This window comes from Microbacterium sp. (assembly GCF_035556355.1).
In the GTDB taxonomy this organism is placed as follows: domain Bacteria; phylum Actinomycetota; class Actinomycetes; order Actinomycetales; family Microbacteriaceae; genus Microbacterium.
On record NZ_DATMFG010000021.1, the window covers coordinates 108960 to 122132 of the forward strand.

Here is a 13173-nt window from a genome sequence, read left to right on the forward strand (position 1 = left end):
TGCGGCCCGTTCGCCAAATGTTAGCCCTCACATTTCTGGTTCCGGCAATGTGTGAGCGATAACATTTCCGTAACAGACCGCGATCTCGCGTGTCGGAGGCGGGTCTCACCGTGAACGATCTCACGACATGAGGTCGGGCGGGGAGCGCCCGTCGGTCGCCCGACCCGCCTGTTATCGGTAACATCACCCTTACAACGATGTAACGCGTGGAGGAGCGCATGCCCGCGGGGAGCAACCCAAGTCCGAGCACGCCGGTCGAGACCGATGCGATAGCGCGCACGCGCGCCGACGTCGCCCGTCTCCACGCCGAGCTCGTGCGGTACGGCCTGGTCGTCTGGACGGGCGGCAACGTGTCGGGTCGCGTCCCCGGAGCGGACCTTTTCGTGATCAAGCCCTCGGGCGTCTCGTACGACGAGCTCGCCCCCGAGAACATGATCCTGTGCGATCTCGACGGCAACGTCGTCCCAGGCTCCCTGGGCAGCGAGCGCAGCCCATCGAGCGACACGGCGGCCCATGCATACGTCTATCGGCATATGCCCGAGGTCGGCGGGGTCGTCCACACCCACTCGACGTTCGCGACGGCGTGGGCGGCTCGCGGCGAGGAGATCCCGTGCGTCCTCACCGCGATGGCCGACGAGTTCGGAGGTCCCATCCCGGTGGGCCCCCTCGCGATCATCGGCGACGACTCGATCGGCCGCGGCATCGTGGAGACGCTCAGTGGGCATCGCTCGCGTGCCGTGCTCATGCAGAACCACGGCCCGTTCACGATCGGGGTCACCGCCAAGGACGCGGTGAAGGCCGCCGTCATGGTCGAGGACGTGGCGCGCACCGTCCACTTCGCGCGTGAGGCGGGACCCGTGATCCCGCTGCCGCCCGACATCATCGACCGGCTCTACGACCGGTACCAGAACGTGTACGGCCAGAAGGAGGACGATCGCCGATGACAGCGACGGACGAGTCGACGGATGCGGCGACCCGCGCGATCCTCGAAGGCCGCACGTCGCTCGGAATCGAGCTCGGGTCGACGCGCATCAAGGCGTGCCTCGTCGGCGAAGATCCGTCCCACGTGCTCGCCGTCGGCAGCCACGAGTGGGAGAACGAGCTCGTCGACGGCCTGTGGACGTACTCGCTCGACGCCGTCTGGTCGGGGCTGCGCGCGGCGTATGCCGATCTCGTGACAGACGTGCGGCGGCGGTACGACGTCGTTCCCGAGACCTATGGCGCGGTCGGCGTCTCGGCGATGATGCACGGCTATCTCGCGTTCGACGCGGAGGGCGAGCTGCTCGTGCCGTTCCGCACGTGGCGCAACACCAATACGGGGGCGGCCGCCGAGGCGCTCACGGACCTCTTCGGCGTGAACATCCCGCTGCGGTGGTCGATCGCGCACCTGTACCAGGCGGTGCTCGACGAGGAGCCGCACGTTCCGCGCATCCGGTTCCTCACGACCCTCGCCGGGTACGTGCACTGGAAGCTCACGGGCCGGCGCGTGCTCGGGGTCGGCGACGCGTCGGGGATGCTGCCGATCGACGCCGAGACGGTCGACTACGACGAGGTCATGGTCGCGCAGTTCGACGCGCTCGCGTCGGCCAGCGCGCTCGCCGCCCCGCTGCGCGAACTGCTGCCGCACGTGCTCACCGCGGGTCAGTCCGCGGGCGAGCTCACGGCCGAGGGCGCCGCGCTGCTCGATCCGACGGGCGCATTGCGCGCCGGCATCCGGTTCTGCCCGCCCGAAGGGGATGCCGGGACCGGGATGGTCGCGACCAACGCCGTCGCGCCGCGCACCGGCAACGTGAGCGCGGGAACGAGCATCTTCGCGATGGTGGTGCTCGAGCGGCCGCTCGAGCGCATCCACCACGAGCTCGATGTCGTGACGACGCCGGCGGGCGACCCCGTCGCGATGGTGCATTGCAACAACGGCGCGAGCGAGCTCGCCGCGTGGGCGCGCGTGTTCGGGCGCTTCGCGGCCGCGGCGGGGCACGAGCTGAGCGACGACGAGGTGTTCGAGACGCTGTTCCGCGAGGCGCTCGAGGGCGACGCCGACGCGGGCGGCGTGCTGGCGTACAACCAGGTCGCGGGAGAGCCGGTCGTCGGCCTCGCCGAGGGCCGCCCGCTCGTCGTGCGCACCCCCGACAGCCGGCTCACCCTCGCGAACCTCATGCGCGCGCACCTGTACGGCGTGTTCGGCACGCTCGCGCTCGGCATGCGCGTGCTCGAGTCCGAAGGCGTCGGGCTCGACCGCATGCTCGCGCACGGAGGCATCTTCCGCACGGCCGGCGTCGCCCAGCGGTTCCTCGCCGCCGCACTCGACGCGCCGGTCGCCCTGGCCCCCTCCGCGTCGGAGGGCGGGGCGTGGGGGATGGCGGTGCTCGCGGCGTACGCACGGGCCGCAGGCGAGGGGGCCGGTGAGGCATCCGGTCTCGCGTCGTTCCTCGACGAACGTGTGTTCGCGGACGCGACCTTCGAGACCGCCGACCCCGATCCGGCAGACGTCGAGGGGTTCGCCGCGTACCTCGACGCGTACCGTGCGGGGCTCGAGGTCGAGGCCGCCGCCGTCCGCGCCCTGCCGGCCAACGGACGCTGAAGATCGATTCGAAAGGACACCACGGATGACGCTCTCCACCTCGCTCGACGGGTACGAAGTCTGGTTCGCGACCGGCAGCCAGACCCTCTACGGAGAGGAGACGCTGCGTCAGGTCGCCGACCAGTCGCGGAGCGTCGCGGAGGGCCTCGCGGGTCTGCCCGTGAAGGTCGTGTGGAAGCCGGTCCTGACCGATCCCGACGGCATCCGTCGCCTCGCACTCGATGCGAACGCGCGCGACGACGTGATCGGCGTGATCGCGTGGATGCACACCTTCAGCCCCGCGAAGATGTGGATCGCCGGACTCGACGCGCTGCAGAAGCCGCTGCTGCACCTGCACACGCAGGCGAACGTGGAGCTGCCGTGGGCCGACATCGACTTCGACTTCATGAACCTCAACCAGGCTGCGCACGGCGACCGGGAGTTCGCCTACATCCAGACGCGTCTCGGCGTCGCGCGCAAGACGGTCGTCGGGCACGTCTCGAACCCCGACGTGCTGCGGCAGGTCGAGGACTGGCAGCGCGCTGCCGCGGGATGGGCGGCCGCCCGCTCGCTCAAGCTCGCGCGGTTCGGCGACAACATGCGCTACGTCGCGGTCACCGAGGGCGACAAGACCGAGGCAGAGCTGCGGTTCGGCGTGCAGGTGAACACGTGGGGCGTCAACGAGCTCGCCGACGCGGTCGCACAGGCGACGGATGCCGAGATCGACGCACTCGTCGAGGAGTACGTCGACTCGTACGACGTCGTGCCGGAGCTGCTCCCCGGCGGCGACCGTCACGAATCTCTGCGCGACGGCGCGGCGATCGAGGTCGGCCTGCGCTCGTTCCTGGAGGGAGGCGGATTCGGCGCCTTCACGACGTCGTTCGAGGACCTCGGCGCCCTCAAGCAGCTACCGGGGCTCGCCGTGCAGCGGCTCATGGCCGAGGGCTACGGATTCGGCGCCGAGGGCGACTGGAAGACGGCGATCCTCGTGCGGATCGCGAGCGTCATGGGCGCGGGGCTGCCGGGCGGCGCGTCGCTCATGGAGGACTACACGTACGACCTCGTCGCGGGCGACGAGAAGATCCTCGGCGCGCACATGCTCGAGGTGTCGCCGTCCCTCACGACGAAGAAGCCGCGGCTCGAGATCCACCCGCTCGGGATCGGCGGCAAGGAGGATCCGGTCCGCCTCGTGTTCACCGCCGACCCGGGACCTGCGCTCGTGGTCGCGATGAGCGACATGCGAGACCGGTTCCGCCTCGTCGCGAACGTCGTCGAGAACGTCGAAGCACCCGATCTGCCGAAGCTCCCCGTCGGGCGTGCGGTGTGGAAGCCCGCCCCCGACTTCGCGACGTCGGCCGCGTGCTGGCTCGCGGCGGGTGCCGCGCACCACACCGTCATGACGACCGCGGTGGGGATCGACGTGTTCCGCGACTTCGCCGACATCGCGAAGACCGAGCTGCTCGTGATCGACGACTCGACGACGGTCCGCGGGTTCCAGCAGGAGCTGCGCTGGAACCAGGCGTACTACCGCCTCGCGCAGGGCTTCTGACCCGAGCCGGGCGGTCACCCTTCGCGGCGCGCGCCGTCGGAGGGCGTCACGGTGAAGCACCGCGGTGCTGCGAAACCGGATGCCGCGAACGCGGCGGTCACGGCATCCGTCACGTCTTTCGAGCTCTCGCTCGGCACGAGGGCGATCGCGGCTCCGCCGAAGCCGCCCCCCGTCATGCGCGCGCCGATCGCGCCCGCGGCGACGGCGGTCTCGACCGCGGTGTCGAGTTCGGGGATCGAGATCTCGAAGTCGTCGCGCATCGAGGCGTGGCTCGCGAGCAGCAGGTCGCCGATCGCGCCCGGGCCGTGAGTGCGCAGCGCCTCGACCGTGTCGAGCACGCGCCGGTTCTCGGTCACGACGTGGCGGACGCGGCGGAGGGAGACGTCGTCGAGGGTCGCGGCGGCGCGCGTGAGGTCGTCGCCCGAAAGGTCCCGCAGCGCGGTCACGCCCATGACGGCGGCTCCGTGCTCGCAGGTCGCCCGGCGCTCGCGATAGCCGCCCGTGGCGTGCGCGTGGGTCACGCCGGTGTCGATGACGAGCACCTCGAGCCCCTGCTCGCGGAAGCCGAGGTCGACCGCCTCGGCTTCGAGCGAGCGGCAGTCGAGGAACACCGCGGAATCGGCACGGCCGAGCATCGCCGCCATCTGGTCCATGATCCCGGTGGGCGCTCCGACCGCCTCGTTCTCGGCGAGGCGGCCGGCCCGGGCGAGCGCGACGCGGTCGTGGCCGAGGCGCCACATCTCGTCGAGCGCCGCCGCGACGGCGCACTCCAGCGCGGCCGATGACGAGAGCCCCGCTCCCACGGGAACGTCAGACGCGATGGCGAGATCCACTCCCGGCAGGTCACCGTCGCGCTCGGGCAGCAGCGCCCACGCGACGCCCAGCGGGTAGCGTGCCCACTCCGGCACTGCCTCGCGGCGATCGGGGAACACGAGGGCGAGCTCGTCGAGCCGAACCTCGACCGTTTCGGCTTCGAGGGTCGACGCGACGCGGATGCGCGGTTCCGCGCTGCGGGTCGCGGCGGCGTACGTGCGTCGGTCGATCGCGAACGGCAGCACGAACCCGTCGTTGTAGTCGGTGTGCTCGCCGATGAGGTTCACGCGCCCCGGCGCCGACCACACTCCCGCCGGTTCGCCGCCGATCGTCGCGGCGAACAGGTCGCGTGCGTCGCGCGCCGCTTGAGGGAGGGTCACAGGATCACTCCTTCGACGGCTTCGCGCAGGCGTACGGCGGCCTCCTCGGGCGGGACCTCGACGGTCCATGCCCACATCGCCGACTCCGAGCCGGCGAGGTACTTGAGCTTGTCGGCCGCGCGGCGCGGGCTGGTCAGCTCGAGTCGCAGGCGCACGACGTCGCGCCCCACGTGGACGGGCGCCTGGTGCCACGCCGCGATGTACGGCGTGGGCGTGCCGTACAGGGCGTCCACGCCGCGCAGCAGCCGCAGATAGAGGGGCGCGAGCTCGTCGCGCTCGTCGTCGGCCAACTCGGTGAGATCGGCGGCGTGCCGGTGCGGCATGAGGTGCACCTCGATCGGCCAGTGCGCGGCGAACGGCACGAACGCCGTCCAGTGCTCGCCCCGGAGGACCACTCGCTCCGACGCCTGTTCGAACGCGAGCACGCGCGCGAAGAGGTCGCGGCCGGCGTGCGCGATGCGCTCGAGCAGCCGGGTCGTGCGGGGCGTGATGTACGGATACGCGTAGATCTGACCGTGCGGATGCGGCAGCGTCACCCCGATCGCCTCGCCGCGGTTCTCGAACGGGAACACCTGCTCGACGCCGGGCAGCGCCGACAGCGCCGCCGTGCGGTCGGCCCACGCCTCGATCACGGTGCGCGCGCGGGTGACCGTCTGCGTCCCGAACGACCCCTCGTGCTCCGGGCTGAAGCACACGACCTCGCAGCGCCCGACCGACGTGCGCGTCCGCCCGAGCCCCAGTTCGTCGAGATCCTCCAGGCCCGTAGGCGGGTCGTCCGCGGGCGGGGTCCCCTCGACCGGCTCGCGCAGCGCGGGACCGAAGGCGGGAGCGCGGTTCTCGAACACTGCGACGTCGTACCGCGAAGGCACCTCGGACGGATTGTCGGGCGACTGCGGGGCGAGCGGATCGGCGTCGGCGCCCGGGAGCATCACGCGGTGCTGACGCGCCGCGGCGACCGTGATCCAGTCGCCCGTGAGCACGTCGAGGCGCATCGTCGCGGTCTGTGGCCGAGCCTCGAGCACGCGCGCATCGACGGCCCGCTCGGGGCCGAGGGTCGTCCCGGGATCGTCGTAGTAGAGGAGCTCCCGCCCGTCCGCGAGGCGTGCCGACCGGCGCACGACGCCGGCGCCGAGCGTCACCGGCGCGTCGGTCGGGGCGTGCTGCCTGGCGGTGTCCACGTCGCCACGGTAGCCCGAGCACGTGGCATCCGTCGCCGCCGCGGCACGTGTAGCCCGCCGTGCCCCCGGAGTCAACCCCCGCGGGATATCTCCCGCTGTGGGCGACGATCGGTTCAGAAGGAGAGGTGGTGTCGAGTGGACAGCCTGACGGTGCCGCACGAAGAACGCCGCTCGGACGCCTCGGACGGCGACGACGAGAGCGCCGAACAGACGATCGTCCTCGATGACGGAGGCCTCCTCGATGAGGCCGACCTCTTCGAAGAGGCTGCTCTCCGCGACTGGATGGAGCGCTACAGCGCGACCTGAGCGGGGGGACGCATGAACGGCCGGGGGGCCGCTCGGTGCACGACGGCGGATCGCCGCGCACCGAACGGACCGTGGCCGCGGTCACGATGCTGATCGCGGCCACGGTCCTCTCCGGCTGCGGCATCCGGATCCCCGCGGATCCCGACGCGCCGCCCGGCGATTCGTCTCAGCCGGCTCCTACGACATCACGATGACCGCGCGCCCGGTGATCTCGCCGCGCGAGAGCGCCCGGTAGGCGGCATCCGCGTCGTCGAGGCCGTACCGGCGCGTGACGAGGTCGACCGTGTCGAACTCCCCGCGACGGGCGAGCTCGACGACGGCGGGAAGGTCCTCGCGCGTGCGCGCGCCGAACGAGCCCGTGATCGTGTAGCCGCGGCGTACGAGCGGCGTGATCTCGACCTCTGCCGCGGCATTCCCCGCCCCGATCCCGATCGCGACCATGCGGCCGCCGTCGGCGAGCGTGCGCACCGCCTGCGCGAACGTCGCCGGGTGTCCGAGTGCTTCGAACGCGACGTCGACCCCGCGCCCGCCCGTGAGCTCGCGGACGGCGGTGGCGGCATCCGTCTCCCTCGAGTTCACGATGTGGGTCGCGCCCAGTGCGCGCGCGGCCTCGAGCTTCTCCTCCGACACGTCGATCGCGATGATCGGGTCGGCGCCCGCGGCGCGGGCGACCTGCACCACGCCGCTGCCGACTCCGCCGACCGCGACCACCGCGACCGACTCGCCCCGCTCGACGTGCCCCGCGCGATGCACCGCTCCGTACGCCGTGAAGGCGGCGCACCCGAGCACGGCGGCGGTCACGGGGTCGAGGGCGTCGGGCAGACGGGTGAGCGCCGACAGCGGCACGACGGCGTACTCGGCCAGTCCGCCCATCGAGTACATCGCGAGGAACGACCCGTCGGCCAGCGACAGACGGCTCTCGCCGTCGTACAGCGTCCCGCGCAGGCGGTTCTGCCCGAAGAAGTCCGCACACAGGTCGTCGCGCCCGCGGCGGCACGCGTCGCACTCGGTGCACGGCATGATGAAGGCGCCGACCACGTCATCGCCCACGTCGAACGCGGCATCCGTCGCTCCGTCGCCGAGCTCGACGATCGTCCCGCTGATCTCGTGGCCGAGCACCGCCGGACGCGGGAACGCGACCTCGCTCTTGATGACGTGCAGGTCGGTGTGGCACACCCCGCACGCGCGCACCTTCACAAGCGCCTCGCCGCGCCGCGGCCGCGGCACCGGGATCTCGATCACCTCGAGCGCGGGCCGGTCGTCGCGCAGGACGGCGGCCTTCATCGTCTCGGGAAGCGACTCAGGACGGGCGGGCGAGGCGGGCTGGGTCATCGGCGACTCCTCTGTCGGACGGTCCTCGTGGGCGGTGCCGTGGTGGCGTGCGTTCCAGGATCGAGGCGACCGCGACGGGCGGCAACCGCGCGTGTCGCTCGGTGGAAAGCGCCCGTGACGTCGGCGGGGGTCAGCGGGGCCCGGGGCGGACCGTCACGTCGCTGATGACGGCGTCGCGCGGCAGGTCGAGCACGGTCAGCACGGTCGTGGCGACCGAGTCGGGATCGATGAAGGCGCTCGGATCGTACTCGCGCCCCTCCTGTTCGTGGACGCGCTCCTGCATGGGTGTCGAGGTGCGGCCGGGATAGACGGTCGTGACGCGGATGCCGTACGGCGCCTCCTCGCCGCGCACCGCATCCGCGAGGGCCTTCAGACCGTGCTTCGACGCGCCGTACGCCGCCCATTCCGGATGCGCGGACAGTCCTGCCCCCGAGTTCACGAACACGATCTGCCCGCGCGCGGCCCGCAGGCCGGGGAGCAGGAGTCGCGTGAGCTCGGCGGGGGCGATGAGGTTCACCGTGAGCTGCTCCGTCCACGACGCGACCGTCAGGTCCGCGACGGTTCCGAGCTCGACGATGCCGGCGGCGTGGACGACCGTGTCGATGCGATTCGGCAGATCGGCGGCCGCGATCGCTTCGGCGAGGGAATCCGGATGCCGCAGGTCCGCTGCGATCGTCGCGGCGCCGTCGAACCTCTCGGCGAGCTGCGCGGCGCGGTCGGTGTCGCGCGCGACGAGGATGAGCCGGTCGCCGCGGTCGGCGAGGCGGCGGGCGATGGCCTCGCCGATTCCCGAGCCGGCACCGGTGAGCACGTGCGTTCGAGTCATCCGGCCATCCTCTCTCATGTCGTCATGTTGCATCGTGTGTCGTCATATGGAGCCGCGCCCTCGCGGCCCGGGTGACCATGACGACATGGCCCCGCTCATCTCCCCCGCTGAGCTTCACGAGCTGCTCCTTCGCGATCCGAATGTGCGTCTGCTCGACGTCCGCTGGCGCCTGGACGAGCCCGAGGGGCGCCCCGCCTATCTGGACGGGCACCTTCCGGGAGCGGTCTACGTCGACCTCGAGCACGAGCTGGCCCTGCGCGGCGACCCGCGTGAGGGAAGGCATCCGGTCCCGCCTCGCGCCGTGCTGGAGGAGGCGGCACGTCGCTGGGGCCTGCGGGCGGGCGACCCCGTCGTCGTGTACGACGACCTGCACGCCGTCGCAGCGGCGCGCGCGTGGTGGCTGCTCACCCACTCGGGAGTGCCCTCCGTCCGCGTGCTCGACGGCGGTCTGCGCGGGTGGATCGCCGAGGGGCTGCCGCTCGAGACCGGAGATGTGCAGCCGCGCCGCGGCACGATCCAGCTCGACGACCTCGATCCCGGCGCGGTCGCCGACATCGACGACGTCGAGGACTGGCCGTGGCGCGGAACGCTCCTCGATGTGCGCGCGCCCGAGCGCTACCGGGGAGACACCGAGCCGATCGACCCGGTCGGCGGTCACATCCCGGGAGCGGTCAACCTGCCGACGACAGTCCACGTGCACGGCGGGAGGTTCCGGTCGCCCGACGAGCTGCGCGCGGCCTTCGCATCCGTCGGCGCGACCGAGGGCGTGCCGGTCGCCGCCTACTGCGGCTCGGGGATCGCCGCGACCCACACCGCGCTCGCGGGCGCCGTCGCCGGCGTCGAGGTGACCGTGTATCCGGGCTCGTGGAGCCAGTGGTCGAACACGCGCGGCAGGCTCGTCGCCGTCGGAAGCACACCCGCGGCCGAGGTGGTGCCGTCATGACCGGGCCGCTCATCATCGGCGCCATGGTGCGCACGCTCGGCGCGTATCCGTCGGGCTGGCGGCACCCGGGCGCGCACGCCGACCCGCAGACGGATGCCGCGATCCTCCGCCGCATCGCGCAGCTCGGCGAGGACGCGGGGCTCGACTATCTCTTCTTCGGCGACTGGCTGGCGACGGGCCCCGACCTCGAGTTCCGCGACCCGTACCTGCTCGCACGCATCGATCCCGTGAGCGCGGTGCTCTACCTCGCGGGCATCACCGAGCGCATCGGGCTCATCGCGACGGTCAACACGACGTACGCGGATCCGTATGCCACGGCCCGTGCGACCGCGTCGCTCGACCTGCTCACGGGCGGCCGGGCCGGCGTGAACCTCGTGACGGGGGCCGAGCCGCGCGCGGCGGCGAACCACGGTCGCGACGCGCATGCCGACAACGCGACACGGTACGACCGTGCCGAGGAGTTCGTACGCGCGCTGCGCCTGCTGTGGGAATCGTGGGACGACGGCGCGTGGATCGCCGATCGCCTCACCGGCACGCTGATCGACGAAGACGGACTGCGCGCGCCGGAGTTCCGCGGCGATCACGTGCGCGTCGAGGGTCCGCTCAACGTCGCGCGGCCGCCGCAGGTGCATCCGCCGATCGTCCACGCGGGCACATCCGACCGTTCGCGTGCGCTCGCGGCGACCGAGGCCGACCTCGCGCTCATCGCCTCACCCGACCTCCACGCCGCGCGCGAGGCGCGGGCCTCGCTGCGGGCGGCCGCGTCGGCTGCCGGACGTTCGCCCGACGCCATCAAGGTGATCGCACCGGTGCTTCCGGTGGTCGCGGAGACGGATGCCGCGGCCCGCACGATCGTCGATCGCCTGCTGGTGCTCGTGCCGATCGACGACGGCGAGTCTGCGCACGTCGGGCGGCCGGGATTTCCGGCGAATCGCTCGCTCGCGGCCTTCCTCGACGCGGCCGGCGTCGCCGCGGACGACCCGTCCCGTCGGGCGGGCGTCGACGAGCCGGTGGACGCTGTCACCGCTGCGCGGTTCGGCGAGGCCGCTGCGCGGACCCTCGCGCTCGTCGAGCAGCGGACGGGTCGCCGTGTCGGGGGAGAGGCTCCGGTGACATGGCGGCACCTCATCGCGGCGCACGCCGTTCCGGCCGCGTTCGTCGTGGGTGATGCGTCGACGGTCGCGGACCACTTCGAGCGCTGGTGCGACGAGCACGCGGCGGACGGCTTCAACGTGCTGTCGGCGTTCCAGCCGGATCAGTTCGAGGCGTTCACCGCGCTCGCCGTGCCCGAGCTGCGGCGCCGCGGTCTGCTCGGTCGCGAGGGTGACACGCTGCGCGAACGGCTCGGGTTGAGTGCGCCGCGGCTCCTGCATGCGCCTGTGGCGGCATCCGCTTCCTCCACCGGCCCCTGAGCGAGGAGCAGCGACGAGACGAACGGCGTCTGGGATGCGTCGTCTCGCTTCGCCCGCTCAGCGTCCGGCACCCCGCGCAGCGGCATCCGTGTTACCCACTGTGACCCTGTGTGAACGCGTCTTGCGAGCGGTGACGGGCCGTTTCGTCACACTCTGCGGCACCCGCCGCGACATGCGTAGCGTGGCCGCCAGCTTTCCGAACCATCCCCCCGACTCCAGGAGACCCGACATGTCCCGTCCCGCAGTTCGCGCCGTCGCTGCACTCGCCGCGATCGCCACCGCGGCCACTCTCGCGTCGTGCGCGTCGAGCAGCGCGCCGAGCGGCTCGGGTGAGCCCGCCGGCGACCCGGTCACCGGCGGCACCCTGACCTACCTCGAGCACCAGACCTACACGAACCTGTACCCGCCGCAGGCCGGGTTCTACCCGAACGGCGGCATCGTGAACAACATCACGGCGCGCCTGACGTGGCAGAACCCGGAGACGCTCGAGATCGAGCCGTGGATCGCGACCGAGTGGACCGTGAACGAGAACGCGACCGAGTACACGTTCGAGCTGCGCGACGACGCGACGTTCTCGGACGGCACGCCCATCGACGCGGCCGCCGTCGCGAAGAACTTCGACACCTACGGGCTGGGGAACCCCGACCTCGGGCTGACGATCTCCGAGGCGATCAACAACTACGAGTCGAGCGAGGTCGTCGACGACGACACGGTGACGTTCCGCTTCTCCGCGCCGTCGCCCGGCTTCCTCCAGGCGACGTCGACGATCAACTCGGGGCTGCTGTCGCCCGACACGCTCGACCGGTCGCTCGAGGAGTTCGGCGCGGGCAACGCGACGGAGATCGTCGGCTCGGGGCCGTTCGTGATCACCGACGAGAAGCTCGGCACCGAGCTCACGTTCGAGGCGCGCGAGGATTACGACTGGGCTCCGCCGAGCTTCGAGCACCAGGGCCGTGCGTACCTCGACGGGATCCACCTGATCGTGGCGCCCGAGGACTCGGTGCGCATCGGGTCGCTCCTCGCGGGCCAGGCAGACTACATCCGCTACGTGCAGGCGTTCGATGAGGCCCGGGTCGAGTCGGCCGGCTTCGAGCTGCACGCCCCGCAGACGCGCGGCGTCAACAACTCGATCGGCCTGCGGTTCACGAACCCGCTGCTGAGCGACATCCGCGTGCGCCAGGCGCTCGTCGCGGGGGTCGACGCGCAGGAGGTCGTCGACACGATCTTCACCGCGAACTACCCGAAGGCGACGTCGGCGCTCAGCTCGACGGCCCTCGGCTACAAGGACGAGTCGTCGTTCTACGAGTACGACCCCGAGAAGGCGCAGGAGCTGCTCGACGAAGCCGGGTGGGAGCCGGGCTCGGACGGCATCCGTGAGAAGGACGGTCAGCGACTGTCGCTCACGGTCTACGAGGCGAAGCCGCAGCCCCTGTCGAAGCAGACGCTCGAGCTCATCGCGCAGCAGCTGAAGAAGATCGGCGTCGAGCTGAACGTGAAGTCGGCGGACGCCGGCACCTATGCCGAAGACATCCAGGACCCGCTCAAGACTCCGCTGTACCACTCGATGGTCGGGCGCGCGGACCTCGACGTCATCAAGAGCCAGTACCACACGCAGAACCGCGACACGCTCCTGTCGGACGACGCCGAGCTCGACCGGCTGCTGGAGGTCGTGGCCTCGGAGCCCGATCCCGCCGAACGCGTCGAGGCGTCGCAGGCGGTGCAGGACTACCTCGCCGAGCAGGCGTACGTGATCCCGCTGTTCGAGGAGCCGCAGGTGTACGGCACGGCTCCGTACGTGCACGGCGTCGAGTTCGAGTCGGTCGGCCGCCCGCTGTTCTACGACGTGTGGCTCGACGAGTAGGTCACAGGAGCTG

Annotated in this window: 11 protein-coding genes; 7 read left to right on the forward strand and 4 right to left on the reverse strand. The window is 71.7% G+C overall.

The window, feature by feature from the left end:
• Positions 1-218: 218 nt before the first annotated feature.
• The 3 genes from VNR19_RS05105 to araA are packed head-to-tail and all read left to right on the forward strand — an operon-like array spanning position 219 to position 4109.
• Complete coding sequence (locus VNR19_RS05105) at positions 219-944, forward strand: L-ribulose-5-phosphate 4-epimerase (protein WP_325724833.1); 726 nt, start codon at positions 219-221, stop codon at positions 942-944.
• Positions 941-2581 carry a xylulokinase gene (locus tag VNR19_RS05110; protein WP_325724551.1) on the forward strand — a complete coding sequence of 547 codons (1641 nt, stop codon included), beginning with the start codon at positions 941-943 and terminating at the stop codon, positions 2579-2581. The genes VNR19_RS05105 and VNR19_RS05110 overlap by 4 nt, the downstream gene beginning before the upstream one ends.
• Positions 2582-2606: 25 nt before the next feature.
• Positions 2607-4109, forward strand: coding sequence for an L-arabinose isomerase (gene araA / locus VNR19_RS05115; RefSeq protein WP_325724553.1), 1503 nt, complete (start codon positions 2607-2609; stop codon positions 4107-4109).
• A 14-nt stretch (positions 4110-4123) separates the two neighbouring features.
• Here the strand turns inward: araA and galK are convergent, their stop codons facing one another.
• A complete protein-coding gene (galK, locus tag VNR19_RS05120) occupies positions 4124-5302 on the reverse strand; it encodes a galactokinase (protein ID WP_325724555.1) in 1179 nt (392 codons plus the stop codon).
• Positions 5299-6480 (reverse strand): galactose-1-phosphate uridylyltransferase, encoded by a 1182-nt coding sequence (gene galT, locus VNR19_RS05125; protein WP_325724557.1) that lies wholly within the window; start codon positions 6478-6480, stop codon positions 5299-5301. Before galT ends, galK begins: the two co-directional genes overlap by 4 nt.
• 135 nt (positions 6481-6615) lie before the next feature.
• On the opposite strand from galT, the gene VNR19_RS05130 reads away from it, so the two are divergent.
• Complete coding sequence (locus VNR19_RS05130; protein ID WP_325724559.1) at positions 6616-6786, forward strand: hypothetical protein; 171 nt, start codon at positions 6616-6618, stop codon at positions 6784-6786.
• A 177-nt stretch (positions 6787-6963) separates the two neighbouring features.
• On the opposite strand, the gene VNR19_RS05135 is transcribed toward VNR19_RS05130, so the two are convergent.
• Positions 6964-8118 (reverse strand): zinc-binding dehydrogenase, encoded by a 1155-nt coding sequence (locus VNR19_RS05135; protein WP_325724561.1) that lies wholly within the window; start codon positions 8116-8118, stop codon positions 6964-6966.
• A 130-nt stretch (positions 8119-8248) separates the two neighbouring features.
• Positions 8249-8944, reverse strand: a complete 696-nt coding sequence (locus tag VNR19_RS05140; RefSeq protein ID WP_325724563.1) for an SDR family oxidoreductase — start codon at positions 8942-8944, stop codon at positions 8249-8251.
• Positions 8945-9029: 85 nt separating this feature from the next.
• Here VNR19_RS05140 and VNR19_RS05145 point away from each other — a divergent pair, with 85 nt between their 5' ends.
• The 3 genes from VNR19_RS05145 to VNR19_RS05155 all read left to right on the forward strand — a co-directional run bounded on the left by VNR19_RS05145 (position 9030) and on the right by VNR19_RS05155 (position 13160).
• A complete protein-coding gene (locus VNR19_RS05145) occupies positions 9030-9887 on the forward strand; it encodes a sulfurtransferase (protein WP_325724565.1) in 858 nt (285 codons plus the stop codon).
• Entirely contained in the window at positions 9884-11299 is a 1416-nt protein-coding gene (locus VNR19_RS05150) for an NtaA/DmoA family FMN-dependent monooxygenase (protein WP_325724567.1), read from the forward strand. The genes VNR19_RS05145 and VNR19_RS05150 overlap by 4 nt, the downstream gene beginning before the upstream one ends.
• Positions 11300-11528: 229 nt before the next feature.
• Entirely contained in the window at positions 11529-13160 is a 1632-nt protein-coding gene (locus VNR19_RS05155; RefSeq protein ID WP_325724569.1) for a TIGR04028 family ABC transporter substrate-binding protein, read from the forward strand.
• Positions 13161-13173 lie beyond the last annotated feature (13 nt).

Bases quoted from the DNA above. Each gene is read 5' to 3' on its own strand.
- VNR19_RS05155 (WP_325724569.1), top strand. From the start codon at position 11,529: ATGTCCCGTCCCGCAGTTCGCGCCGTCGCTGCACTCGCCGCGATCGCC.
- VNR19_RS05145 (WP_325724565.1), top strand. From the start codon at position 9,030: ATGGCCCCGCTCATCTCCCCCGCTGAGCTTCACGAGCTGCTCCTTCGC.
- VNR19_RS05135 (WP_325724561.1), bottom strand. From the start codon at position 8,118: ATGACCCAGCCCGCCTCGCCCGCCCGTCCTGAGTCGCTTCCCGAGACG.
- VNR19_RS05105 (WP_325724833.1), top strand. From the start codon at position 219: ATGCCCGCGGGGAGCAACCCAAGTCCGAGCACGCCGGTCGAGACCGAT.
- VNR19_RS05110 (WP_325724551.1), top strand. From the start codon at position 941: ATGACAGCGACGGACGAGTCGACGGATGCGGCGACCCGCGCGATCCTC.
- VNR19_RS05140 (WP_325724563.1), bottom strand. From the start codon at position 8,944: ATGACTCGAACGCACGTGCTCACCGGTGCCGGCTCGGGAATCGGCGAG.
- VNR19_RS05150 (WP_325724567.1), top strand. From the start codon at position 9,884: ATGACCGGGCCGCTCATCATCGGCGCCATGGTGCGCACGCTCGGCGCG.
- araA (WP_325724553.1), top strand. From the start codon at position 2,607: ATGACGCTCTCCACCTCGCTCGACGGGTACGAAGTCTGGTTCGCGACC.